Origin of the sequence: Streptomyces sp. NBC_01450 (genome assembly GCF_036227505.1) — a bacterium.
Taxonomy (GTDB): domain Bacteria; phylum Actinomycetota; class Actinomycetes; order Streptomycetales; family Streptomycetaceae; genus Streptomyces.
Genome location: NZ_CP109480.1, coordinates 6,212,986 through 6,235,703, shown reverse-complemented (window position 1 = coordinate 6,235,703; position 22,718 = coordinate 6,212,986). Strand labels below are relative to the sequence as shown.

The following is a 22,718-nucleotide window of genomic DNA, read 5'->3' as shown; positions in this document are numbered from 1 at the left end:
CGTCGGGGGCCACCGGTCGGGCTACAGGCTCCGCGCCGCCAGGTGGTCGAGTTCCGGCGTCGCGAGTCGGGCGTACGCCCCGCCCCACGCCATCAGCTCGTCGTGCGTGCCCGCCTCCACCAGCCGGCCGCCGTCCACCACCAGGATCCGGTCGGCGTCGGGGGCGAGGCTCAGATCGTGCGTGATCATGATCGTCGTACGGCCCGCCATCAAGCGCCGCAGCGGCTGCACCACCCGGCGCGCGGCGATCGAGTCGAGCCCGGCGGTCGGCTCGTCGAGAACCAGGACGGGCGCGGCGCGCAGCATCGCGCGGGCGATCGCGATCCGCTGGAGCTGGCCGCCGGACAGGGTGGCCGTGCCGGGCGCGATCTCGGTGTCGTACCCGTCGGGCAGTGCGCTGATGAAGTCGTGCGCGACCGCGTCCGTCGCCGCCCGCTCGATGTCCGCCTGGGACGCTCCCGGCCTGCCGCACTCGATGTTCTCGCGGATCGTGCCGTGCAGGATCAGTGTCTCCTGGGGCAGCAGCGCCACGTTCTCGCGCAGGAACTCCAGGGACACGTCCGGCAGCGGGACGCCGTCCAGGCAGACCACGCCGGCCGTGGGGTCGTAGAAGCGGGTGAGGAGTTTGGAGAGCGTCGACTTTCCGGCGCCGCTCGGGCCGGTGACGATGACGAGTTCGCCGGGTCCCGCGGTGAAGGACACGTCGTGCAGGGACTCGCGCTCGGCGCCGGGGTAGCGGAACGACGCGCCGTGGAAGCTGACCCAGCCGCGCACGGGCCAGTCCCGGACGGGCTCGGCGGGGTCGGTGACGGCGGGTTCGGTGTCCAGGATCTCCTGGATGCGTTCCGCACCGGCGGTCGCGGCGGTGAGGGTGAGGCCGAGCTGGCCCAGGTTGCGGATCGGCGGGTACAGGTACCCGAGGAACGCGGCGAAGGCGAGCAACTGGCCCAGCGACATGCGCTCCTGCGAGATCTCCCAGGCGCCGAGGCCGATCACCGCGAGCACGCAGAGCGTCTCGACGACCTCGACGAACTGCTCGTACATCTCGCTCGCCCGTGCCCCGCGTACCGACGCCCGCATCCAGGCGCGCGCCTCGCGGTCGAGGCGCTTCTCCTCGGCGCGGCGCCGGTTGTAGGCCTGGGTCAGCACCACGTTGCCGAGGGACTCCTCGACGACCGAGGTGATCGCGCCGTCGGCGGCCCGCTCCTCCTGGGAGGCGGTCTTGATGCGGCCGGCGAACCGGCGGGCGGAGACGAGGAAGAGAGGGGCGAGGAGGAAGGTGACGAGGGCGAGATCCCAGCGCAGCCAGAGCGCGGCCACGGCGTAGAACACGGCGGAGAAGGCGGCGGAGACCGTGCCGACCACACCCGACACGACCATCTGCTCGATGGCCTCGACATCACCGGTGAGCCGTTCGACCAGGTCGCCCTGGCGGTGCTTCTGGAAGAAGTCGGGCGGCAGGTCCTGGACGTGCCGGAAGACACTCGCGCGCAGGCGCAGGACGAATCTCTCCGCGGTCCACACGGCGAGGGAGTTGCCGAGGTAGCCGACGATCGCGCCGATCACGGCGACGCCCAGCCAGGCTCCGGCCGGCCCCCAGAACGCGGAGAGCGAACCGGCCTCCAGGGCGTGGTCCGTGAGCTGTGCGAAGAGCAGGATCGAGGCTGTCTCGGCGAGCGCGGCCACGACCACGCAGCCGATGATCAGAAGCAGCCATTTGCGGTCGCCGCGCGTCAGCGGCCAGAAGCGTGCGAATGCCTCCCATACTTCCCGCATATCAAATCAACTTCCCTTTCCGGTCCGGAACATGGCCGAGGCGGGGCCACCGGAAACCTCTAATTCCCGGGGACCCCGCCTCGTGCGGGCTGCTACTGGCCCTGTCGGCCGACCGGGCGCCTCTTCGGGGCGGCGACCTTCTTCGCGGCGGGCTTCGGCGCGGGCTGGGCGACGCGCTTCGCGACCGGGGCGGCCTTGTGGTGCTTCTTGACGGGGGCGATCTTGTGGAAGCTCATGAGTGTCCCTCTCGTTGCTGGGATTGGTCCGCTGAGTGCGGGTTGATCTGGCGATTTTGGGTGGATCTTGCTTACTTGTTGCCGACAGGGCGGCGACCGGGCTTCTTCGCCACCGGCGCCGGCTCGGCGGGCCGGCGCTTCGCGGGCTGCTTCGGGGCCGGAGCGGGCTTGTGGTGCTTCTTGACCGGGGCGATCTTGTGGAAGCTCATGGGTGTCTCCTTGTTCCCTGCGGGTGAATTCCCTTTGCCGTTCGCGCTGTTCGCTTTCGACATGGAAAACACTACGGGACCCCGGACCCTGAAATCGCCAATTCGGATAAGACCTCAATGAATTGCGCCTGAAACAAATTTTCAGATGGACCCTGGAACCAATCCACTACTCACACAGAATTTAGGTCGAAAAAAAGTGGGGCCGGTACGCATCCGCGTACCGGCCCCACCCGTTCCGTAAGGAACCAAGGAACTGAGGAACTGAGGAACTACCGTCCGTGAAGAACTACTGCACGACCGTGATCCGGTCCGCCGTCGGCACCGGGTACGGCGCCGTGGCCGAGGAGTTGGCCGTCAGGTAGGACTCGAAGGCCGCCAGGTCGTCGCCGCCGACCAGGACGTCTCCGCCCTTGCCGAGTTCGGTGAAGCCGTCACCGCCGCCCGCGAGGAAGGAGTTCATCGCGACGCGGTAGGTGGCGGTCGGGTCGATCGCCGTGCCATTGAGCTTGACCGTACCGGTGACCACCCGGTCTGCGCCCGTCTTCGTCAGGTCCAGGGTGTAGGTCAGGCCCTTGGAGATCTGCAGGATCTTCGGCGCGGCCCCGTTCGCCCCGCTGACCTGCTGCTGGAGTGCCGTGATCACCTGGGCGCCGGTGAGGTTCACCAGGTTGACGGTGTTGGCGAACGGCTGGACCGTGTACGCCTCCCCGTACGTCACCACCCCGTCGCCCTCACCGCCGCTCGCGGCGTAGGTGAGCCCGGCGCGGATGCCGCCCGGGTTCATCACCGCGAGGTCGGCCTCCGGGTCGACGGACTTGGCGTACGCGAGCTGCGCGTCGGCGATCATGTCGCCGAGCGGGGACTCGTTACCGGCGTTGCCGATCTCGCCCGCGATGTAGCCGATGGGGCGCGAGGCGATCGGGGCGGAGAGCGTCTTCCACTTGCTGATCAGGGACGTCATGTCGGCGGCCTTCGCCACGTCACGGGTGACCACGTGGTTCGCGGACTTCACCGCCGTACGCGCGATGTCGCCGGTCCAGCGGTCGTACGTCAGCGTCGTGTCCGTGTAGAGGCGGCCGAAGGACGAGGCCGACGTCACCATGCGCGGGTTGCCCGCCGGGTCCGGGATGGTGCACGCGTACGCCTGGTGGGTGTGCCCGGTGACCAGGGCGTCCACGGCCGGCGTGACGTTCTTGGCGATGTCGACGATCGGCCCGGAGATGCCGTCACCGGCGCCGGGGCTGTCGCAGTCGTAGTTGTACGCCGTCGACGCGGGCGCGCCGCCCTCGTGGATCAGCGCGACGATCGACTTCACGCCCTGGCGCTGGAGCACCTTGGCGTACTTGTTGATCGTCTCGACCTCGTCGCCGAACTTCAGTCCTTTGACGCCGTCGGCCGACACGATGTTCGGCGTGCCTTCCAATGTCACTCCGATGAAGCCGACCTTGACGCCGTTCTTCTTCCACACCCAGTAGGGCTTGAGGATCGGCTTGCCGGTCTTCTCGTCGGTGACGTTCGCCGCGAGGTACGGGAAGTCGGCGCCCCGGAACTTCGCCTTCTTGTCGTAGCAGCCGTCCGTGGGGTGGCAGCCGCCGTTCTGCAGGCGGGCCAGCTCCTTGGCGCCCTCGTCGAACTCGTGGTTGCCGACGCTCGTCACATCCAGGTCGAGCTTGTTCAGCGCGTCGATCGTGGGCTCGTCGTGGAAGAGCCCGGAGATCAGCGGGGAGGCGCCGACCATGTCTCCGGCGGCGGCCGTGATCGAGTACTTGTTGCCCTTGCGGGCCTCGCGCAGATGCGTGGCGAGGTACTCGACACCGCCCGCGTCGATCGACTTCGTCGTGCCGTCCGCCTGGAGCTGCGAGACCCGGCCGGACGACCCGGTCGGCGGCTCCAGGTTGCCGTGCAGGTCGTTGAATGACAGCAGCTGTACGTCCTGGTAGCGGCCGCTGCCGGGGTGGTGGTGCGGGGTCGACCTGTCCTGCCCTGCGCTCGCGGGCATCGCGGCCGCCAGGGCACCGACGGTGGCCAGTCCAGCGGCGGCGGCGAGGATGCGATGGGTACGTCTGTGCCGGGGCGTCGGCGGCATGGGTTCCCCCCTGGGAGCTGTCGGAGCCGTCGGAACTGTCCGAGCCGTGGGTGCTGCATGAGCTGCGAGAACTGTGGGACGGCTGTGGTTTTACGCGCACTTTAGAATCAACGCGCGTAGCGCAACAGGGGGTTCGGGGTTACAGACTGGTTGCCATCGCCTCACCACCATCTGACAAAAACTCCTCCGCACCCCGCCACGCCCTACATCGACTCGGCGCAACTCCTTGTCCGCAAAACACCGCGCCGTACCCTCGTATCCATGACCAGCGACGACACCGCGCCCCACGCCCTCACCCGCTCCATCGAGACACACACCGCGCTCTCCCCGGCCCAGGCCGAGGACGTGCTCCGGCTGCTCGCGGAGGCCGCCCGGGCCGACGGGCAGCAGGCGGTCTCCGAGCAGGGCCGGCTCCAGCTGAAGGGCGGCGCCCGCGAGGGCGTGCGCCATCTGCTGCTGACCCTCGGCGACGAGCTGGTCGGGTACGCGCAGTTGGAGGACACCGACCCGGTGGAGGCCCCGGCCGCCGAGCTGGTCGTGCACCCGGCGTACCGCGGCCACGGCCACGGTCGGGCCCTGGGCTCGGCCCTGCTCGCCGAGTCCGGCAAGCGGCTGCGCGTGTGGGCACACGGCGGCCACTCCGCCGCCCGTCATCTCTCCCAGGTCCTGGGCCTCACCCTCTTCCGCGAACTGCGTCAGCTGCGGCGGTCGTTGACCGACCTCGACCTGCCCGAGCCGAAGCTCGCGGACGGCGTGAGCGTCCGCACCTTCGTGCCGGACCGGGACGACGCGGCCTGGCTCGCCCTGAACGCCGAGGCCTTCGCCCACCACCCCGAGCAGGGCTCCCTCACCCAGCGTGACCTGGACGACCGCAAGGCCGAGGCGTGGTTCGACCCGGCCGGGTTCTTCCTCGCCTTCCGCGGCGACGAACTCATCGGCTTCCACTGGACGAAGGTCCACGCCGAGGAGGGCCTCGGTGAGGTGTACGTCCTCGGCGTCCGCCCCGGCGCCCAGGGCGGTGGCCTCGGCAAGGCCCTCACCACGATCGGGCTCCGTCACCTCGCCCGGCAGGGCCTTCCGACCGCCATGCTCTACGTCGATGCCGACAACAAGGCGGCCCTGACCGTGTACGAGCGGCTCGGCTTCCGCACGCACGAGACGGACCTGATGTACCGAAGCGAGTCCTGACCGTCGGTCCGCGCCCGCGTCTTCGTGTCACCGGTGAGCGAAGGCTGCGGGCCGCCACCTCCGTAGGGGTTCCACGCAGGACCACGCCCCGGCCAGCGCCGCGGCGACCAGGACCACCGCCCATGTCTCGTGGGCGCCGTCCCAGCGCGGGGCGGACGGCACGGGGAAGAGCGTCCACCGGTCGGGGAGCAGCAGGGGCGCCACCACCGCCGTGGCCAGTAGTCCGACGCACACCACGCCCCCCGGCTCGGCCCGGTCGCTGAACCGCACCATGACCGCCGCGACCGCCAGCGCGAGCACCGCCGTGGCGGTGGCCTCCAAGGTCATGGCGCCCACCGGCGGCCGGGCCTGCTCCGGTATGAGGAACAGCGCGGCCGTCCACCAGAGCACGGCCGACGGGGCGACGAGCGCCACCCGCAGGCCGACCCGCACCGGACGCCGGGTCGGCACCGCCGTGGTGATGTGGCGGGCCGGATCGTCCAGCAGGAAGGCCAGGCCCAGAGCGAAGGTGAGCGCGGCGGCCCGCAGGAGGTTGAGGCCGGCCCACACGTCGATCGGGAGGGCGAACAACCGCGGGATCCCGGTGAACAGCAGCCCCACTACGGCACCGGCCACCAGGGTGCGCCGGGGGAGCGTACGGAAGAGGGGACGGAGAAGGGCACGGACCACGTCGTAGGGGCGCCCTCGGGACGGGATGCCACCCGCCGTCCTCCCGCTTCCCACAGTCACCCCGCTTTCCGCGGTTCCCACGCTCCCGGCGCTCTCCGCACCGCCGGCCGTACCTGCGTTGTCGAGCACGGTCACTCCTCGCATGTCTTGACGTTCAGCGCGCCCGGGCCGGTCGGCGCCCGCACTCCCAGCAGCTGAGCCACCTGGGCCGTCGTCGTCTTGGGAGACGTGAGCTCCGCCCAGTGGGCCTTCACCCTGGGGATGACGCTGTAGCGGGGCTTCTGCAGCAACTCCTTGATCACCTCTGTCTGTGCGGCGGTCATGGAGACCGGGTTCGTGGGCGCGAGGGCGACCCCTCCGCCGCTGATGGAGTCGTCGATACGGACATGGCGCAGCACGGTCAGCGGGTGGGACTCCGAGGCCAGCGCCAGCCACATGATGATCACCGCGCGGGCGTCACACACTTCGCTGCTGGACGTCTCGTCCCCCGTCACCAGAACAGAGGCCACCCCCACGGCGAACTCCGGGATCCGGTTGCCACCCCAGCGTGTGGTGACGGTCACCACCCCCGGCGCATTGGACGGGTCGAGCGCGGCGTCGCCCTCCAGGCCGTAGCTGGCGTCGACCCGCTGCCGTACGGTCAGCCGCTCGGCCGCGGCCGGGCCGCCCGCGAGGGACTGGACACGCTGGACCACCTCGGCCCAGTCGGCGGTCTGGCCGGCCCACTCGGGGTAGGCGCAGTACGTCGACCTTTCGTGCGCGACGCAGGTCTGCACCTTCTCCGGGGTGGCCGACGCCTTCACGCGTGCCTCGGTCAGCGCGGCCGAGTCACCCGGGGCCTGCCCGGCGATGCCCAGGGCCATGGCAGCGAGGGCTAGAGCTGTGACCACCTTGATCCTGAGCGTACGACCGCCGTTGACGAGCAGCGCGACGCACAGCAGCAGCACGATGAGCCCCACCAGATACAGCACGTGCCAGGCGGCCGGGCGGCCCAGCAGGTCGGAGGGGAACGGGTGGGCGCCTTCCTCGGTGACCACCGGCGCCAGCCATCGCACCCAGTGCGTGCCTTGTGTGCTCGCGGACACGAGGGCGGTGAGGACGTACACACCGAGGAGGAAGGGCGGGACGACGAACGCGAAGGGGATCGACCGCGCGAGAAGGACGCCGAGGACTCCGGCGAGGAGTATCGACAGCGGGCCCACGAGCAGTTCGGCGAGCGAGCCGTGGCCGACCGCGCCGGGCTTCAGGGCCGCCCAGGTGAACTCCAACCCCACGACCAGAGCGGTGAACACCGCGTACGGCACCGCCGACAGGGCATGGGCCAGCGAGCGCCGCCACGGCTCCATGACCAGCACGTCGAAGTGTCGGTCGGTGCCGTGTCTGCGGGAGCGGAGCACGGCGCGGTTGACGCTGATGAACAGCACGAGGGCGAGGAGCAGGGGGGCGGTCTGGGTGGAGCGGTCGACATCCTGGAGGACCGGATAGTCGTCCATGCCCTCCCCGCCGAAGAACATCCTCCGGACGATGTAGACGATGTACAGGAGGAGAAAGATGAGCACCGGGATCTGCATCAGCAGTTCGCGGGCCTCGAAGCGGGCGAGGGCGATGACGGCCCTCGCCCTGTTCGGGTGCGGGTCCTGGGTGGGCGGCTCCACCCCCGTGGGGGCCGCCTCCTCCACGACCGTGCGGGTCACCAGCTCGCTCATGCCGCCACCTCCGCCGGCTCGCCGTCGAGAGTGAGCAAGTAGCCGTCCTCCAGGGTTGGTTCGAGGAGTTCGGCGCCCTTGGGCGGGTCGCCGACATTGCGGAAGGAACCCGTGCCCGTACGCCAGCCGGCTCTCGCGCCGGGGTCGCGGGCCGTACTGCTCCACACCCGCCCCGCCGCCCGCGCGGTCAGCTCGGCCGGGGTGCCCTCGAAGCGGATGCCGCCGCGGACCATGACGATCACGCGGTGGCAGAGCATCGCGACGTCCTCGGTCTGGTGGGTGGAGAGCAGGACCGTGCGCCCCTCACCGGCCTCGGCGATCATTTCCCTGAACCGCATGCGCTGTTCGGGGTCCAGGCCGACGGTCGGCTCGTCCAGGACGAGGAAGCCGGGGTCGCCGACCAGCGCTGCGGCCAGCCCGACCCGCTGGCGCATACCGCCGGAGAGCCTCTTGATGCGCTTGCCCCGTACGTCGGACAGGTCGACGGTCTCCAGCACGCGCCTCACCTCCCGGTGCCGGGCGGAGCGGTCCGTCAGCTCCTTCAGGATCGCCACGTAGTCAACGAACTCGAAGGCCGAGAAGTCTGGGTGGAATGCCGGGGTCTGCGGCAGATAGCCCAGCGCGCGCCGCACGTTCAGGCGCCCGGTGGGCGTGCCGGGGTCGTGCCCGAGCACCGTGAAGGCTCCCCGGTCGGCGGGCACGGCGGTGGCGAGCACCCGCAACAGGGTGGTCTTGCCGGCGCCGTTGGGCCCGAGCAGTCCGGTGACGCCCTCGCTCAGGCGCAGGGAGACGTCGTCGAGGGCGACGGTCCCGCCGTACCGAAGAGTGAGCCCGGAGGCGGAGACGGTGGGGGTCATGCGGCGCTCCTGTCGGAGAAGTCGGTGTAGTCGGCGAAGGGGGCGTGCGCGGGGGAGAAGTCGAACCGGTCCCGTACGAGATAGAGCAGCCCGGCGGCCAGTGCCGCGACCGCGCCGGCGACGCCCTGACCGAGTGCCGTGAACGGCGCGAGGGTGCCGCCGTGGGCCTTCGCCTGGGCCACCAGCAGCAGCGTGACCCACGCTCCGCCGACCAGGCAGGGCGGAAGGACCGGCCCCCAGCGGGCCGTCAGGGCGAGCCCCGTCCCGGTGAGGGCGAGGGCGGGCAGCAGCCAGGCCAGCGCGCGCAGCCCGTACGCGGGGAGTGCGAGGCTCGCGAGTCCGTTCAGGACGAGGCCGGTGGTGAGCACGGCCACGGTGCGGATCATCAGCAGCCGGAATCCGTGCAGCGGTGACACCACGGCCATCTCGTACGTCGGGTCGAGCACCGGTCCGTACGACAGCGCGACCCCGGCGAGCGGGAGCAGCGGGGCGAGGGCCAGGAAGAACGTGGGTGAGGCCGAGCCCCGTCCGGCGTCGGTCGCCACCACCGTCATGAGGAGGACGAGGGCGACCGCGCCCAGCCAGGAACGACGCAGCACGGGCGTGGCGGCCAGCAGCCGTGCCGTGTGGTCGGCGACACCGATCCGCACCAGCAGCGACTCGAACAGCCTTGGTCGGGGCGCGTCCAGCTCGGCGTCGAGCCGCTCCCATCCGGCGTCCAGCACGACCGGATCGCTCACGGTGGCGAGCACCTCCCGGCAGGGCGCGCACGCCATGAGGTGGGTGTCGACGGACCAGAGCCGGGGTGCCGCCAGCCCGCCCCGCGCATAGGCCCGGAGATCCTCGGCATCCGCGTGCCACCGCCCGTCCGAAAAGCCGTCGGCCTCGGTCGCGCCTGCGCCGGACGTGCCGAAGTCGGCCGTGTCCTCGCCCAACCCGCTCACGTTCTCTCCACCTCCACCCCTGTCCTCGCGGTCTCCGCCGATGCCCTCGCCGTCGTTGCCGCTCATGCCAGCTCCTCCCGCAACTGCTTGCGCGCCCGCAGGGCCCGCGTCTTGACCGTGCCGGGCGGAATGCCGAGCAGGACGGCCGCTTCCCGGGTCGTGAGTCCGTCGATCACCGTGGCCTGGAGGACCGCGCGCAGCTCGGGCGAGAGCCGTATCAACGCGCCCGCGAGGTCGCCGTGTTCGACCCCGGCCAGGACGCGCTCCTCGGCGGAGGCCTCGTGCCGGTGGCGGAAGCGGGCCAGTGTCTGGCGCAACCGGCCGCGTGCGCCGTCGCCGCGCAGTGTGTCGATCAGGCGTCGCGAGCCGATGCGCCACAGCCAGCCCGCCGCGTCCCCCTCCTCCCGGTAACTCGCGGTGCCGCGCCAGATGGCGAGGAAGGTCTCCTGCACGACGTCGTCGACGACCCCGGCATCGGCGCACCGGCCGCGCAGCCGCGCGGTCAGCCACGGCGCATACCGCCGGTACAGCTCCTCGAAGGCGCGGCGGTCCGCGTCCGCCGCGATGGCCCGCAGCAGCTCCCCGTCGCTTCTCGTTTCCCTCACATCCCCTCATCGGACGAGCCCCGCCGATCGGTTCACGCATCCGGCATCGAATTTTCTGGCGTGCCGCCGCACCCCTCAGGCCTGCCCTCGCACCCCTCAGGCCTGCCCTCGCACCCTTCGGGCTTGACTCCGGGCACCCCCTTGCACCACCCTTTCACTACTCAATTAGTGAAAGGGTGGTTGTCCGAGTGGTCGAGTACCGCATCGACCGGCGCAGCGGTGTCGCCACCTACGTCCAGATCGTCCAGCAGACCAAACAGGCCCTGCGCCTGGGCCTGCTCGAACCGGGCGACAAGCTCCCCACGGCCCGCGAGGTCGTCGAGGCCACGGCGATCAATCCGAACACCGTCCTGAAGGCCTACCGCGAACTGGAGCGCGAGGGCCTGGTCGAGGCCAGACGCGGCCTCGGCACCTTCGTGAAGCGCTCACTGGGCGCCGCCCCCGCCGACTCGCCCCTGCGCGCCGAGCTCGACGACTGGGCCGCCAGGGCCCGCGGGGCAGGGCTCGACCAAGACGACGTGGCGGCGCTCTTCACCGCCGTACTGGAAAAGTTCAGCAAGGGAGACAATCAATGAGCGACACCGCCATGGAGGCGGCCGGGCTCGGCAAGCGGTTCGGGCGGCGCGGGGGCTGGGCACTGCGCGAGTGCTCCTTCCGGCTCCCCGCAGGACGCGTCTGCGCCCTCGTCGGACCCAACGGCGCGGGCAAGTCGACCCTGCTGGCCCACGCCGCCGGACTGCTCGCCCCCACCGAGGGCTCCCTGACCGTGCTCGGCAGTCACCCGGCCGCCGCGCGCGAACGCATCGCGTACATCGCCCAGGACAAGCCGCTGTACCCGCAGCTCACGGTGGCCCAGACACTGCGCCTGGGGCACGAGCTCAACCCCGCCCGCTGGGACGCCTCGGTCGCCGAGCGGATCACGTACGAGAACGGCGGGCTGGACCCGAAGGCCAAGGTCCGTACGCTCTCCGGCGGCCAGCGCACCCGCGTGGCGCTCGCCCTCGCCCTCGGCAAGCGGCCCGAACTCCTGCTCCTGGACGAACCGATGGCCGACCTCGACCCGCTCGCCCGCCACGAGCTGATGGGCACACTGATGGCCGAGGCCGCCCAGTACGGCACGACGGTCGTGATGTCCTCGCACGTCGTCGCCGAGCTGGAAGGCTCCTGCGACTACCTGTTGCTGATAGGCGGCGGTCAGGTACGACTGGCCGGCGACCTGGACGACCTGCTGGACGCGCACACCCTGACCACCGGGCCGGTCCGCGACCTCGCCCCGCACACCGTGGTCGAATCCCGCACCACGGGGCGTCAGCTGACCGCCCTGATCCGCCCGCAGGGCCCGTTCTCCGGCGGACTGGACGCCCACGTCACCACGCCCTCCCTGGAGGAGCTGGTCCTCGCGCATCTGCGCAACCCCGAGGCCCCCGCGCTGATCCTCGCGCCCGCCCGCACGTCCGCCGAGGAGTCCGCCGCATGACCGCGCTCACCGCCCCCGGCAGCACGGCGGCGCCCCCGCGCCGCCCGTCCACCTCGCGCGGCCTGGTACGCGCGGTGCTGCTGCTGCACCGCCCGGCGCTCTACATCTGGGCCGGTCTGTTCGTCGCTCTCGGGGCGCTGCTGCTGTGGCTGTACGGCCCGGGAATGGACGCGGCGGCCGAGGCCTGGCGGCAGTACGACCGCTGCACGACGGCCAACTGCTCCTACGACCAGGACGCGCTCCTCAGGTACAAGTCGTATTCCCAGTACGCCACCTTCGCGGTGACCTTCCTGCCGCTCCTCGTCGCCGCCTGGTCGGGCGCCTCGCTCGTGGGCCGCGAAATGGAGAACGGCACCGCGCACCTCGCCTGGACCCAGTCCATCTCCCCGGCCCGCTGGCTGGTGGTCAAGCTGACACTCCCTGCCGCGCTGATCACCGCCGGGACAAGCGTGCTGGTCGCACTGCACCACCAGGTGTGGGCCAGGAGCCAGGGCCGGATCCACAGCGCCAAGAACTGGAGCGAGTCCTTCACGTTCCACGCCAACGGACCGACCACCGTCGCCTTCGCCCTGTGCGGCCTGGCCGTCGGCGCGCTCGCCGGCCTCACGCTGCGCCGCTCGTTGGGCGCGCTCGTCGTGGCGACGCTGGCGACCGGTGCCGTCCGGATCGCCGCCGGCGTGGCGCTGCCCTACCTCTGGCCGACCGTGCGGACCGTCAGCAGCCTCAAGAACGACGGCCCCGTCGGTGGGGGCCTCACCCTCCACCACGGCCTCCTCACCTCCACCGGCGCCCAGCTGCCCGACCCGTACTGCGGCAGCAGCCGCTACACGGCCTGCCGCCACCTCTACGACAGGCTCGACGCCGTCAGCTTCTACAGCGACTGGCACCCCTACTCCCACTACTGGCCTCTCCAGCTCGTGGCGACCGGCCTCACCCTCGTCATCACCGCACTGGCGGCCTTTGTCGCCTTCCGGCTGCTGAACCACCGGACCGGTACCGCCTCGAAGGAGGTCCGCCAGTGAGCGCCGCCGTCAACGGCCTGCCCTGGACCGTCCTGCGCCTGCACCGCGCGGCGCTGCTCGGCTGGGCCGCGTTCGTGGCCGCCGTCACCGGGTTCCTGCTGTGGACGGCCGGGGTCAAGGCGGACGCCGCCCGCGCCGAGCTGGCCTACTGCGCACACCACGACACCTGCACCATCAAGGCCACGCTCGACTACGACGGCGCCGTCCGCCTGGCTGCCACGTTGCTGTGCTACTCCTTCCTCGCCGTCGCGGCCTGGGCGGGCGCCGCCCTGGTCGCCCGCGAGCTGGAGACAGACACCGCCCAGCTCGCCTGGACCCAGTCGGTGACCCCCGTACGCTGGCTGGTCACCAAGCTCGCCCTGCCCGCGCTGCTGATCACCGTCGGCGGTGCGGTGCTGGTGCCGGTGTTCCGCCACGCCTGGTGGATCAACCCGGACCGGCTGGGCAGCGGCTGGACCTCCGCCAACGTCTTCGTCGCCCGCGGCCCCGCGACGGTGGCGTACGGCCTGTGCGCGCTGGCCGTCGGCGCACTCGCCGGACTGGTGCTGCGCCGCTCGCTGCCCGCCCTCGGCGTCTCCTTCGCCGTGATGCTGATGCTCAACCAGCTCATGCAGAGGTGCCGCACGGACCTGTGGCCCTCGGTCACCCGTACCGGCACCGCCCGGTTCGACCCGCCCGACACCGCCTGGCAGCTGACCAACGGGGTGATCGTCCACGGAAAACGCGTGGCGAACCCCGAGTACGGACACTGCAACGGCACGGGCACGAGGGCCGAACAGTGCCTGGCCGACCACGGGATCACCGGGTACTACTCCGTCTACCACCCCGACTCCCACTTCTGGCCCCTCCACCTCATGGAGACCGGCATCGTCCTCGCCGTGACCGCCGCGGCCACCGCCGCCGCCTTCCGGCTGCTGCGCCGCCGCACCGCATAGCTCCCCCGCACACCGGCGGCCGTGTACGCCCCCCACGGGGGGTGGGGCGTACACGGCCCCCGGGCATGTAGTCGCCCGGGAGCCGCTCCCCGATATCCCGCACGTCATGTCGCCGTAACCATCGATTCAGACGGGCTTGCGACGCTCAGTCAATGAAGCCCGCCGTGCCAGAGCCGTCGCCTCCGCCGGAGCACGAGACCTCTCCGACGACGGGGAGCGAGGCGGTGCCGGGGTCGCGGAACGGGAACATCCGCCTCACCCCGCTGCCGCTCGCGCTCTCCGACGCGCCGGTCTCGCTCCCGGCGCGGAAGAATGGGGCCATGAACCAGCCCAGCGCCCAGGCACCGGTCCAGCACCCGCAGCCCTCCGTCGGCTCCATAGCCGCCCACCGCCCGCACACCGTGGCGGCGAACGTCTCCGACCTCGAGCCCGACATCGACGCCGACCTCGACGCCTACGAGGACCTGGTGCAGGACGGCATCATGTTGCCGCAGGGCCGGTTCCTCGACCGCGAGCGCAGCTGGCTGGCGTTCAACGAGCGGGTGCTGGAGCTCGCCGAGGACCCGAGCACGCCCCTGCTCGAAAGGGCGAACTTCCTGGCGATCTTCGCCAGCAACCTGGACGAGTTCTTCATGGTCCGGGTGGCCGGACTGAAGCGCCGCATCGCGACCGGCGTGGCCACCAAGTCCGCCTCCGGCCTGCAGCCCCGCGAGGTCCTGGAGATGATCTGGGCCCGCTCGCGCGAGCTCATGGCCCGGCACGCGGCCTGCTACCAGGAGGACGTCGCCCCCGCGCTCGCGGAGGAGGGCATCCACCTGGTCCGCTGGAGTGAACTGACGGAGAAGGAGCAGGCCCGCCTCTTCACCCTCTTCCGGCACCAGATCTTCCCGGTGCTGACCCCGCTGGCGGTCGACCCCGCGCACCCCTTCCCGTACATCTCGGGTCTGTCCCTGAACCTCGCGGTCGTCGTACGGAACCCGGTCAGCGGCCACCGGCACTTCGCGCGCGTCAAGGTCCCGCCGCTGCTCTCCCGCTTCCTGGAGGCCTCCCCGAACCGCTACGTCCCCATCGAGGACGTGATCGCGGCGCACCTGGAGGAGCTGTTCCCGGGCATGGAGGTGCTGGAGCACCACACCTTCCGGCTGACCAGGAACGAGGACCTGGAGGTCGAGGAGGACGACGCCGAGAACCTGCTCCAGGCCCTGGAGAAGGAGCTCATGCGGCGCCGCTTCGGGCCGCCGGTGCGTCTGGAGGTCGAGGAGTCGATCGACCGGTACGTCCTCGATCTCCTCGTACGGGAACTGAAGATCTCCGAGGCGGAGGTGTACCCGCTGCCGGGTCCCCTGGACCTCACCGGCCTCTTCGGCATCGGCGCCCTCGACCGGCCCGAACTGAAGTACCCGAAGTTCATCGCGGGAACGCATCGCGACCTGGCCGAGGTCGAGTCGGCGTCCGCGCCCGACATCTTCGCCGCCCTGCGCGAGCGCGACGTCCTGCTGCACCACCCGTACGACTCCTTCTCCACCTCCGTACAGGCCTTCCTGGAGCAGGCGGCGGCCGACCCGGACGTGCTGGCCATCAAGCAGACGCTGTACCGGACCTCGGGCGACTCGCCGATCGTCGACGCGCTGATAGACGCCGCCGAGTCCGGCAAGCAGGTCCTCGTCCTCGTCGAGATCAAGGCGCGCTTCGACGAACAGGCCAACATCAAGTGGGCCCGCAAGCTGGAGGAGTCGGGCTGCCATGTGGTGTACGGGCTGGTCGGGCTGAAGACCCACTGCAAGCTGTCGCTGGTCGTCCGGCAGGAGGGGGAGACGCTCCGGCGCTACTCCCACGTCGGCACCGGCAACTACCACCCGAAGACCGCCCGGCTGTACGAGGACCTCGGCCTGCTCACCGCCGACCCGCAGGTCGGCGCGGACCTGTCCGACCTCTTCAACCGGCTCTCCGGCTACTCACGCCGCGAGACCTACCGCCGGCTGCTCGTCGCTCCCAAGTCCCTGCGCGACGGCCTGATCGCGCGGATCAACAAGGAAGTCCAGCACCACAAGGCCGGACGCCCGGCCTACGTCCGCATCAAGTGCAACTCGATGGTGGACGAGGCGCTCATCGACTCGCTGTACCGCGCGTCCCAGGCCGGAGTGCCCGTCGACGTGTGGGTGCGCGGCATCTGCGCGGTCCGGCCGGGCGTCACGGGCCTGTCCGAAAACATACGCGTACGGTCCGTGCTCGGCCGCTTCCTCGAACACTCCCGCGTCTTCGGCTTCGGCAACGGCGGAGAACCGGAGGTCTGGATCGGCAGCGCGGACATGATGCACCGCAACCTGGACCGGCGGATCGAGGCCCTGGTCAGGATCACCGACCCGGCCCACCGCGCAGCCCTCAACCGGCTGTTCGAGACCGGGATGTCCGACACCACCGCCTCCTGGCACCTGGGCCCGGACGGCGAGTGGACCCGGCACTCGACCGACGCGGACGGCCAACCCCTGCGCAACGTCCAGGAGATGCTCATAGACGCCCGGAGGCGCCGGCGTGGCACAGCAACACCTTGAACCCCCCACCGACTCCCCGGCCGGGCCCGTGTCGGGGGACGCCCTCGCGGGCTACCTGAGGGCCCAGGCCACGGAGTTCCTCCGCTCTCTGCGACAGCACCGGGAGACCGGCCCCGAAGCGGGTGCCGCCGCCCGGGCGAAGCCGAGAACGGAGGCGCGAACCGACGCGCGAGACGTGTCGGGAAACGTGTCAAGAAACGTGTCGCGAGACCTTTCGCGAACGGGGGAGCACGGCTCGGGGGGTTACGGCCCGGGGGAATCCGTCGACGCGGCGCGCGCCCTGCGCCGCTCGGCCCGCCGCATCAGCGGCACCCTGCACACCTTCCGACCGATGCTCGACACGGACTGGTCGGAGGGCATGCGGCCCGAACTGGCGTGGCTCTCGGGCACCCTGGCCCGTGAGCACGCCTACGCTGCCCGCCTGGAACGGCTGCTCGGCGCACTGAACCGGCTCTCGGGCGCGGCCGGCTTCCCGGCACAGACCGCGGGGAACACCGGGGCGCCGGCCAAAGGCAGTCTGACCGTCGGCGCCGCGAAGGCGGGCGCGCTGCTCGACCGCCAGCTGACGCTGGCCCGCACCCGGGCCCACTCGGCCGCGCTCCAGGCGCTCGGCTCCTCCCGCTTCCACGCCGTCGCGGACAGCGTCGCCGTGCTCGCCAGCGAGGTGCCGCTCACCCCGGCGGCCACCACGGCCGACCTGCGCCCGCTGGCCGCCGCCGCGACGGACCGGCTGACCGACGCGGTCGCCGCGCTGCCCCTGGTCACCGCGGGCCACCCGTACAACGCCGAGGCCCTCGTGCACGGCCTCTCCGCGGACACCGCACCCCAACCCCAGGACGCCCCCTGGCACCAGGTCCGGCTGCTGCTGCGCCTGCACCGCTACGCGTGCGAGGTCCTGTACGGAGAGGACGCCCCCATCGACGTACGACTGCTCCGCGCGGGCCAGGCCCTCAACCGGCACCGGGACGCGGCGGAGGCGGCCGCGGCCGCCGCGTCGGCGGCCCGCACCCCGCGCATCGCCCCGGCCACCGCGTACGCGCTCGGCGTGCTCCACGCCGACCAGCGGCACGAGGTGGAGGCGGCGCGATTCGCGTTCCAGCAGAACTGGCAGAAGGAAGCCGTGCGCACCCCGTGAGGGAGGCCCGATGACCGAGGACACCTTCAAGGCCGTACGAGCGGCGGGCTGCGTCCTGTGGCGCCGCTCGCCACTCGGCGGTGAGCTGGAGATATGTCTGGTCCACCGGCCGAAGTACGACGACTGGTCACATCCGAAGGGCAAGCTCAAGCGCGGCGAGGAGCCGCTCGCGGGGGCGCTGCGGGAGGTCGAGGAGGAGACGGGGTACACCGCCGTCCCGGGCGCCGCCCTGCCCACCGTTCACTATCCCGTCGCCGGCCGGCCCAAGGAGGTCCGCTACTGGGCGGCCGAGGCGACGGACGGCCGCTTCACTCCGAACGACGAGGTCGACCGCGTCCTGTGGCTCTCCCCCGCCGCGGCCCGCGACCGCCTGACCCAGCCCAGGGACGCCGACCTGGTGGACGCCCTGCTGAGCGTGCTGCATCTGTCCTAGGGCCGGTCCGGTCCGGCGCGGCGGCCGGGCCGATGTGACCCGCCACGGCGCGGGGACTACGTTCGTGCGGATACGCACATGACTCGTCACACACCGTTATCCCGATCGGGATCCGCCCGTGTCCTCGACGTAAGCGTTCCGTGACCTCACCGCACCGCCCACAGGGGTTCACCCCCCGTTCACTTACGACCGTCGACGCCTTCACCTGATCTGCCTAATTTCGGCCTTACCCGGTGCGGAACGCCTCCTGTGTGTGGCCTCCGCATGACACACACTTCGCACGCCGCCACCCAGACGGCGGCTCCTGGAAGGAACACCCCAACAGTGAAGCTTCAGCGCAAGAACCGGCTTCGCGCCCTTTCGCTCGGTGCTGTCGCCGTCTCCGGCGCCCTGGCCCTCACGGCGTGCGGCTCCGACGACACCGGCACCAAGAGCAGCGCGACGGGCGGCTCGACCACGGGCTCCGCCAGCTCGATCAAGTGCGACGACGCCAAGGGCCAGCTGCTGGCCGACGGCTCGTCCGCGCAGAAGAACGCGATCGACGCCTGGGTCAAGGAGTTCAGCGCCGCCTGCTCCGGCGTGCAGATCAACTACAAGGGCGGCGGCTCCGGCGCCGGCGTCACGGCGTTCACCCAGGGCCAGGTCGCCTTCGCCGGCTCGGACTCCGCGCTGAAGCCCGAAGAGGTCGCCGCCTCCAAGAAGATGTGCACCGGTGGCGGCCAGGGCATCGACCTCCCGATGGTCGGCGGCCCGATCGCGGTCGGCTTCAACGTCCCGGGCGTCGACAAGCTGGTCCTGAACGCCTCGACCGTCGCCAAGATCTTCAACGACAAGATCAAGAACTGGAACGACGCGGCGATCGCGAAGCTGAACCCGGGCGTCAAGCTGCCCGACCTCAAGATCCAGGCGTTCCACCGCTCGGACGAGTCCGGCACCACGGACAACTTCACCAAGTACCTGATCGCCGCGGCCCCCGCCGACTGGAAGTACTCCGGCGGCAAGGCCTGGCAGGCCAAGGGCGGCCAGTCCGCTCCGCAGTCCTCGGGTGTCGCCCAGCAGGTGAAGCAGACCTCCGGCGCCATCGGTTACATGGAGCTGTCGTTCGCCAAGGACGGCATCAAGGCGGCCAGCATCGACACGGGCGCCAGCGCCCCGGTCGACGCCACCGTCGACAACGCCACCAAGGCCATCGCGGACGCCAAGGTCGTCGGCACGGGCAAGGACCTCTCGCTCGAGCTGAACCGCGCCACCAAGGCCGAGGGCGCCTACCCGATCACCCTGGTCACGTACGAGATCGTCTGCGACAAGGGCAACAAGTCGGACACCCTGGCCGCCACGAAGGCGTTCCTGACCTACATCGCGAGCGAGGACGGCCAGAAGGTCCTCTCCTCCATCGACTACGCGCCGATCCCGGCCGACATCATCACCAAGGTCCGCACCACCATCGCGGGCCTGAGCTGACCTGAGTGTGCGGCCCGGCCCCGAACGGGGCCGGGCCGCACCGTCCGGTGCACCGCCGCCAGGAGCCGCACACCGAGTACGGCTCTGCAGACCGGAGATCCCGATGGACATATCGACACAGAACACAGACGAAGCACCTCCCCCCACCCCTCAGCCTTCCCTGGCCGTGCAGAAGAGCGCGAGCCGCGGCGCCACCCGACCCGGTGACCGGATCTTCCTCGGTCTCTCCCGCGGGTCGGGCATCTTCCTGCTGGTGATCATGGCCGCCATCGCGGTCTTCCTCACCTATCGCGCCTCGCTCGCGATCAGCAGGGACCACGGCAACTTCCTCACCACCTTCGAGTGGAACACCAACACCCTCCCGCCGGTCTTCGGCATCGCCGTCCTGGCCTTCGGCACGGTGGTCTCCTCGATCATCGCCATGGCCCTGGCGGTCCCCGTCGCGGTCGCCATCGCGCTGTTCATCACGCACTACGCACCGCGCAGGCTGAGCGGTCCGGTCGCCTACGTGATCGACCTGCTCGCCGCCGTGCCGTCCATCGTCTACGGCCTGTGGGGCGCCCTCGTCCTGGTGCCGCACATGACCGGCCTCTTCGGCTGGCTGGACAAGTACTTCGGCTGGACCGGCATCTTCGAGTGGCAGGGCGGCGCGCCCCGCTCGATGCTCACCGTCAGCATCCTGCTCGCGATCATGATCCTGCCGATCATCACCAACGTGAGCCGCGAGGTCTTCCGCCAGGTCCCGCAGATGCACGAGGAGGCCGCGCTGGCCCTCGGCGCCACGCGCTGGGAGGTCATCCGCATGTCGGTGCTGCCCTTCGGCCGCTCCGGCGTCATCTCCGCGTCGATGCTGGGTCTCGGCCGCGCACTCGGTGAGACAATGGCCGTCGCCACGGTCCTCTCGCCGACCTTCGACATCAACGCCAGCCTGCTCGACCCGGGCGGCGGCACCTTCGCACAGAACATCGCCAGCAAGTTCGGCGAGGCGACCGCTGACGGCCGCGACGCACTGATCGCCTCCGGTCTCGTCCTCTTCGTCATCACCCTGCTGGTCAACGGCGCGGCCCGGGTCATCATCGCCCGTCGCGCGGAGTACTCGGGGGCCAACGCATGAGCCACTCAGCACCCGCCACGGACAAGCGCCCCAGCACCCTGCGCGGCGCGACCCTGCCGAAGTGGTCGCCGTGGGCGATCGCCGCCGGCGCCGTCGTGGTCGCCGTGGTCATCGGCCTGGCCGGCGGTCTCGACAACAAGGTCCAGTGGGGCCTGATCGCCGGAATCCTCTTCGTCCTCGGTACGTACGGCATCGCCGCCCGCGTCGAGGGTCGCCGCCAGGCCAAGGACCGCGTCGCGACCAGCCTCGTCTGGGTCTGCTTCATCATCGCGGTCATCCCGCTGGCGTCCCTGATCTGGACCACCGTCAAGCGCGGTGTGAAGGTCTTCGACATCTACTTCCTGACCCACTCGATGGGTGTGGTCGCGGACTCCGAGCCCGGCGGCGGCATCTACCACGCCATCATCGGCACGCTGGAGCAGGTCGGCCTCGCCACCCTGATCGCGGCGCCGATCGGTGTGCTCACCGCGGTCTACCTGGTGGAGTACGGGCGCGGCAAGCTCTCCACCGCCATCACCTTCTTCGTCGACGTGATGACGGGCATCCCCTCCATCGTCGCCGGTCTGTTCATCCTGAGCCTGATGCTCATCCTGGACCTGCAGCCCTTCGGCTTCGCCGGTTCGCTGGCCCTGGCCATCCTGATGATGCCCGTCGTGGTCCGCTCCACCGAGGAGATGCTCAAGCTCGTACCGAACGAGCTGCGCGAGGCCTCCCTGGCGCTCGGCGTGCCCAAGTGGCGCACGATCCTCAAGGTGGTCCTGCCGACCTCGATCGGCGGCATCACGACCGGTGTCATGCTCGCCGTCGCACGCATCACGGGCGAGACCGCCCCGGTGCTGCTGCTGGTGTGGGGCACGAACTTCATCAACACCAACCCGTTCTCCGGAGCGCAGGCCTCGCTGCCGCTGTACATCTACCAGCAGTACGCGAACAGCGCCGGTTCGAACGCGGCGTACGACCGCGCCTGGGCGGCGGCACTCGCCCTGATCGCCTTCGTGATGATCCTCAACCTGGTGGCCCGCGGCATCGCCCGCTGGAAGGCACCGAAGACAGGTCGCTGACGCGGCCATATCAGCGACCAGCAGCATCCCCCCTCGAAAGAAGCAGTGATTGACATGGCCAAGCGAATCGACGTAAGCGGTCTCACCGCCTACTACGGCTCCCACAAGGCGATCGAAGACATCTCGATGACGGTCGAGCCGCGCTCGGTGACGGCGTTCATCGGCCCCTCCGGCTGCGGCAAGTCGACGTTCCTGCGCACGCTCAACCGTATGCACGAGGTCACCCCCGGCGGCCGGGTCGAGGGCAAGGTCCTCCTCGACGACGAGGACCTCTACGGCCAGGGCATCGACCCTGTCGCCGTGCGTCGCACGATCGGCATGGTCTTCCAGCGCCCCAACCCCTTCCCCACCATGTCGATCTTCGACAACGTGGCGGCGGGCCTGCGTCTGAACGGCTCGTACAAGAAGTCCGAGCTGAACGACGTCGTCGAGAAGTCCCTCAAGGGCGCGAACCTCTGGAACGAGGTCAAGGACCGCCTCAACAAGCCCGGCTCGGGTCTGTCCGGTGGTCAGCAGCAGCGTCTGTGCATCGCGCGGGCGATCGCGGTGGAGCCGCAGGTCCTCCTCATGGACGAGCCCTGCTCGGCCCTGGACCCGATCTCGACCCTCGCCATCGAGGACCTGATCGGCGAGCTGAAGGAGCGCTTCACGATCGTCATCGTGACGCACAACATGCAGCAGGCCGCGCGCGTCTCCGACCGCACCGCGTTCTTCAACCTGGCCGCGGTGGGCCAGCCGGGCCGGCTCATCGAGATCGACGACACGGAGCGCATCTTCTCCAACCCGTCGGTGCAGGCCACGGAGGACTACATCTCCGGGCGCTTCGGCTGAGCCGTTCCCCCCATACTCCTCGCGGTGCTGCATGGCGGTGCCACCGTGAGGACGAGAAGGGCCCGCCCCTGGCTCCCGGGGGCGGGCCCGCTCGTCTTCGACGAGCTACAAGGACGAGGGAGGGCCGGTCGGGGAGTCTTCCGGCTGCGGGCCGCTGGGGGTTGCTCGCGCACTTCCCCGCGCCCCCAGAAGCGGGGCTTCGCCCCACATCCCCCACCCACCCGAAGCTCTTCGGCGACCGGCCGCTGGGGACTTGGCACGCAGTTCCCCGCGCCCCCAGAGGCGAGGGCTTCGCCCCGCATCCCCGACCCACCCGGAGACCTTCGGCTGTCGGTCGGTGGGGGCTGGTCGCGCAGTTCCCCGCGCCCCTGAAAGCCTCGCCCCGGCCCCATATCACTCAGCCCGTCCGGCGTTTGAGGAC

The 22,718-nt window shown here is 70.7% G+C and carries 21 protein-coding genes; 12 read left to right on the top strand and 9 right to left on the bottom strand.

Translation table 11 applies throughout. From position 1 onward, the window contains the following. Nucleotides 1-21: 21 nt before the first annotated feature. From OG568_RS27825 to OG568_RS27810, 4 genes are all read right to left on the bottom strand, one after another. Nucleotides 22-1,776 (bottom strand): ABC transporter ATP-binding protein, encoded by a 1,755-nt coding sequence (locus tag OG568_RS27825; protein ID WP_329533518.1) that lies wholly within the window; start codon nucleotides 1,774-1,776, stop codon nucleotides 22-24. Between the two features lie 92 nt (nucleotides 1,777-1,868). Then, nucleotides 1,869-2,012 carry a hypothetical protein gene (locus tag OG568_RS27820; protein ID WP_266433119.1) on the bottom strand — a complete coding sequence of 48 codons (144 nt, stop codon included), beginning with the start codon at nucleotides 2,010-2,012 and terminating at the stop codon, nucleotides 1,869-1,871. Between the two features lie 71 nt (nucleotides 2,013-2,083). After that, nucleotides 2,084-2,221: a hypothetical protein gene (locus OG568_RS27815; RefSeq protein WP_266583541.1), complete on the bottom strand. Its 138-nt coding sequence runs from the start codon at nucleotides 2,219-2,221 to the stop codon at nucleotides 2,084-2,086. 286 nt (nucleotides 2,222-2,507) lie between these two features. Beyond that, nucleotides 2,508-4,307: a bifunctional metallophosphatase/5'-nucleotidase gene (locus OG568_RS27810; protein WP_329533517.1), complete on the bottom strand. Its 1,800-nt coding sequence runs from the start codon at nucleotides 4,305-4,307 to the stop codon at nucleotides 2,508-2,510. Between the two features lie 261 nt (nucleotides 4,308-4,568). On the opposite strand from OG568_RS27810, the gene mshD reads away from it, so the two are divergent. Continuing rightward, on the top strand, nucleotides 4,569-5,495 hold the full coding sequence (mshD, locus tag OG568_RS27805; protein ID WP_329533516.1) for a mycothiol synthase: 927 nt from the start codon (nucleotides 4,569-4,571) through the stop codon (nucleotides 5,493-5,495). A gap of 27 nt (nucleotides 5,496-5,522) precedes the next feature. Here the strand turns inward: mshD and OG568_RS27800 are convergent, their stop codons facing one another. Genes OG568_RS27800 through OG568_RS27780 form a run of 5 tightly spaced genes read right to left on the bottom strand, consistent with a single transcriptional unit; the run spans nucleotide 5,523 to nucleotide 10,276 of the window. Then, on the bottom strand, nucleotides 5,523-6,293 hold the full coding sequence (locus tag OG568_RS27800; RefSeq protein ID WP_329533515.1) for an ABC transporter: 771 nt from the start codon (nucleotides 6,291-6,293) through the stop codon (nucleotides 5,523-5,525). Nucleotides 6,294-6,295: 2 nt separating this feature from the next. After that, a complete protein-coding gene (locus tag OG568_RS27795) occupies nucleotides 6,296-7,870 on the bottom strand; it encodes an ABC transporter permease (protein WP_329533514.1) in 1,575 nt (524 codons plus the stop codon). Beyond that, nucleotides 7,867-8,727 carry an ABC transporter ATP-binding protein gene (locus OG568_RS27790; RefSeq protein WP_266433107.1) on the bottom strand — a complete coding sequence of 287 codons (861 nt, stop codon included), beginning with the start codon at nucleotides 8,725-8,727 and terminating at the stop codon, nucleotides 7,867-7,869. Before OG568_RS27790 ends, OG568_RS27795 begins: the two co-directional genes overlap by 4 nt. Then, nucleotides 8,724-9,737: a zf-HC2 domain-containing protein gene (locus tag OG568_RS27785; protein WP_329533513.1), complete on the bottom strand. Its 1,014-nt coding sequence runs from the start codon at nucleotides 9,735-9,737 to the stop codon at nucleotides 8,724-8,726. The genes OG568_RS27790 and OG568_RS27785 overlap by 4 nt, the downstream gene beginning before the upstream one ends. Next, on the bottom strand, nucleotides 9,734-10,276 hold the full coding sequence (locus OG568_RS27780) for an RNA polymerase sigma factor (RefSeq protein ID WP_266433103.1): 543 nt from the start codon (nucleotides 10,274-10,276) through the stop codon (nucleotides 9,734-9,736). Before OG568_RS27780 ends, OG568_RS27785 begins: the two co-directional genes overlap by 4 nt. A gap of 188 nt (nucleotides 10,277-10,464) precedes the next feature. On the opposite strand from OG568_RS27780, the gene OG568_RS27775 reads away from it, so the two are divergent. From OG568_RS27775 to pstB, 11 genes are all read left to right on the top strand, one after another. Further along, nucleotides 10,465-10,851, top strand: a complete 387-nt coding sequence (locus OG568_RS27775) for a GntR family transcriptional regulator (RefSeq protein ID WP_266434080.1) — start codon at nucleotides 10,465-10,467, stop codon at nucleotides 10,849-10,851. Continuing rightward, complete coding sequence (locus tag OG568_RS27770) at nucleotides 10,848-11,753, top strand: ABC transporter ATP-binding protein (protein WP_329533512.1); 906 nt, start codon at nucleotides 10,848-10,850, stop codon at nucleotides 11,751-11,753. The genes OG568_RS27775 and OG568_RS27770 overlap by 4 nt, the downstream gene beginning before the upstream one ends. After that, nucleotides 11,750-12,775, top strand: a complete 1,026-nt coding sequence (locus OG568_RS27765) for an ABC transporter permease (RefSeq protein WP_329533511.1) — start codon at nucleotides 11,750-11,752, stop codon at nucleotides 12,773-12,775. Before OG568_RS27770 ends, OG568_RS27765 begins: the two co-directional genes overlap by 4 nt. Then, nucleotides 12,772-13,710, top strand: coding sequence for a hypothetical protein (locus OG568_RS27760; protein WP_329533510.1), 939 nt, complete (start codon nucleotides 12,772-12,774; stop codon nucleotides 13,708-13,710). The genes OG568_RS27765 and OG568_RS27760 overlap by 4 nt, the downstream gene beginning before the upstream one ends. Before the next feature lie 320 nt (nucleotides 13,711-14,030). Next, the gene (locus OG568_RS27755; protein WP_266433095.1) at nucleotides 14,031-16,262 is read left to right on the top strand and encodes an RNA degradosome polyphosphate kinase; all 2,232 of its coding nucleotides are present in this window, start codon (nucleotides 14,031-14,033) and stop codon (nucleotides 16,260-16,262) included. After that, the gene (locus OG568_RS27750) at nucleotides 16,243-17,397 is read left to right on the top strand and encodes a CHAD domain-containing protein (protein ID WP_329533509.1); all 1,155 of its coding nucleotides are present in this window, start codon (nucleotides 16,243-16,245) and stop codon (nucleotides 17,395-17,397) included. The genes OG568_RS27755 and OG568_RS27750 overlap by 20 nt, the downstream gene beginning before the upstream one ends. Before the next feature lie 10 nt (nucleotides 17,398-17,407). Further along, a complete protein-coding gene (locus OG568_RS27745) occupies nucleotides 17,408-17,830 on the top strand; it encodes an NUDIX hydrolase (RefSeq protein ID WP_266433091.1) in 423 nt (140 codons plus the stop codon). A 324-nt stretch (nucleotides 17,831-18,154) separates the two neighbouring features. Next, on the top strand, nucleotides 18,155-19,291 hold the full coding sequence (pstS, locus tag OG568_RS27740; protein ID WP_266433089.1) for a phosphate ABC transporter substrate-binding protein PstS: 1,137 nt from the start codon (nucleotides 18,155-18,157) through the stop codon (nucleotides 19,289-19,291). 103 nt (nucleotides 19,292-19,394) lie between these two features. After that, nucleotides 19,395-20,405, top strand: a complete 1,011-nt coding sequence (gene pstC / locus OG568_RS27735) for a phosphate ABC transporter permease subunit PstC (protein WP_329533508.1) — start codon at nucleotides 19,395-19,397, stop codon at nucleotides 20,403-20,405. Then, nucleotides 20,402-21,466 carry a phosphate ABC transporter permease PstA gene (gene pstA, locus OG568_RS27730; RefSeq protein WP_329533507.1) on the top strand — a complete coding sequence of 355 codons (1,065 nt, stop codon included), beginning with the start codon at nucleotides 20,402-20,404 and terminating at the stop codon, nucleotides 21,464-21,466. The genes pstC and pstA overlap by 4 nt, the downstream gene beginning before the upstream one ends. 54 nt (nucleotides 21,467-21,520) lie before the next feature. Further along, entirely contained in the window at nucleotides 21,521-22,297 is a 777-nt protein-coding gene (gene pstB, locus OG568_RS27725; RefSeq protein WP_101404245.1) for a phosphate ABC transporter ATP-binding protein PstB, read from the top strand. Nucleotides 22,298-22,718 lie beyond the last annotated feature (421 nt).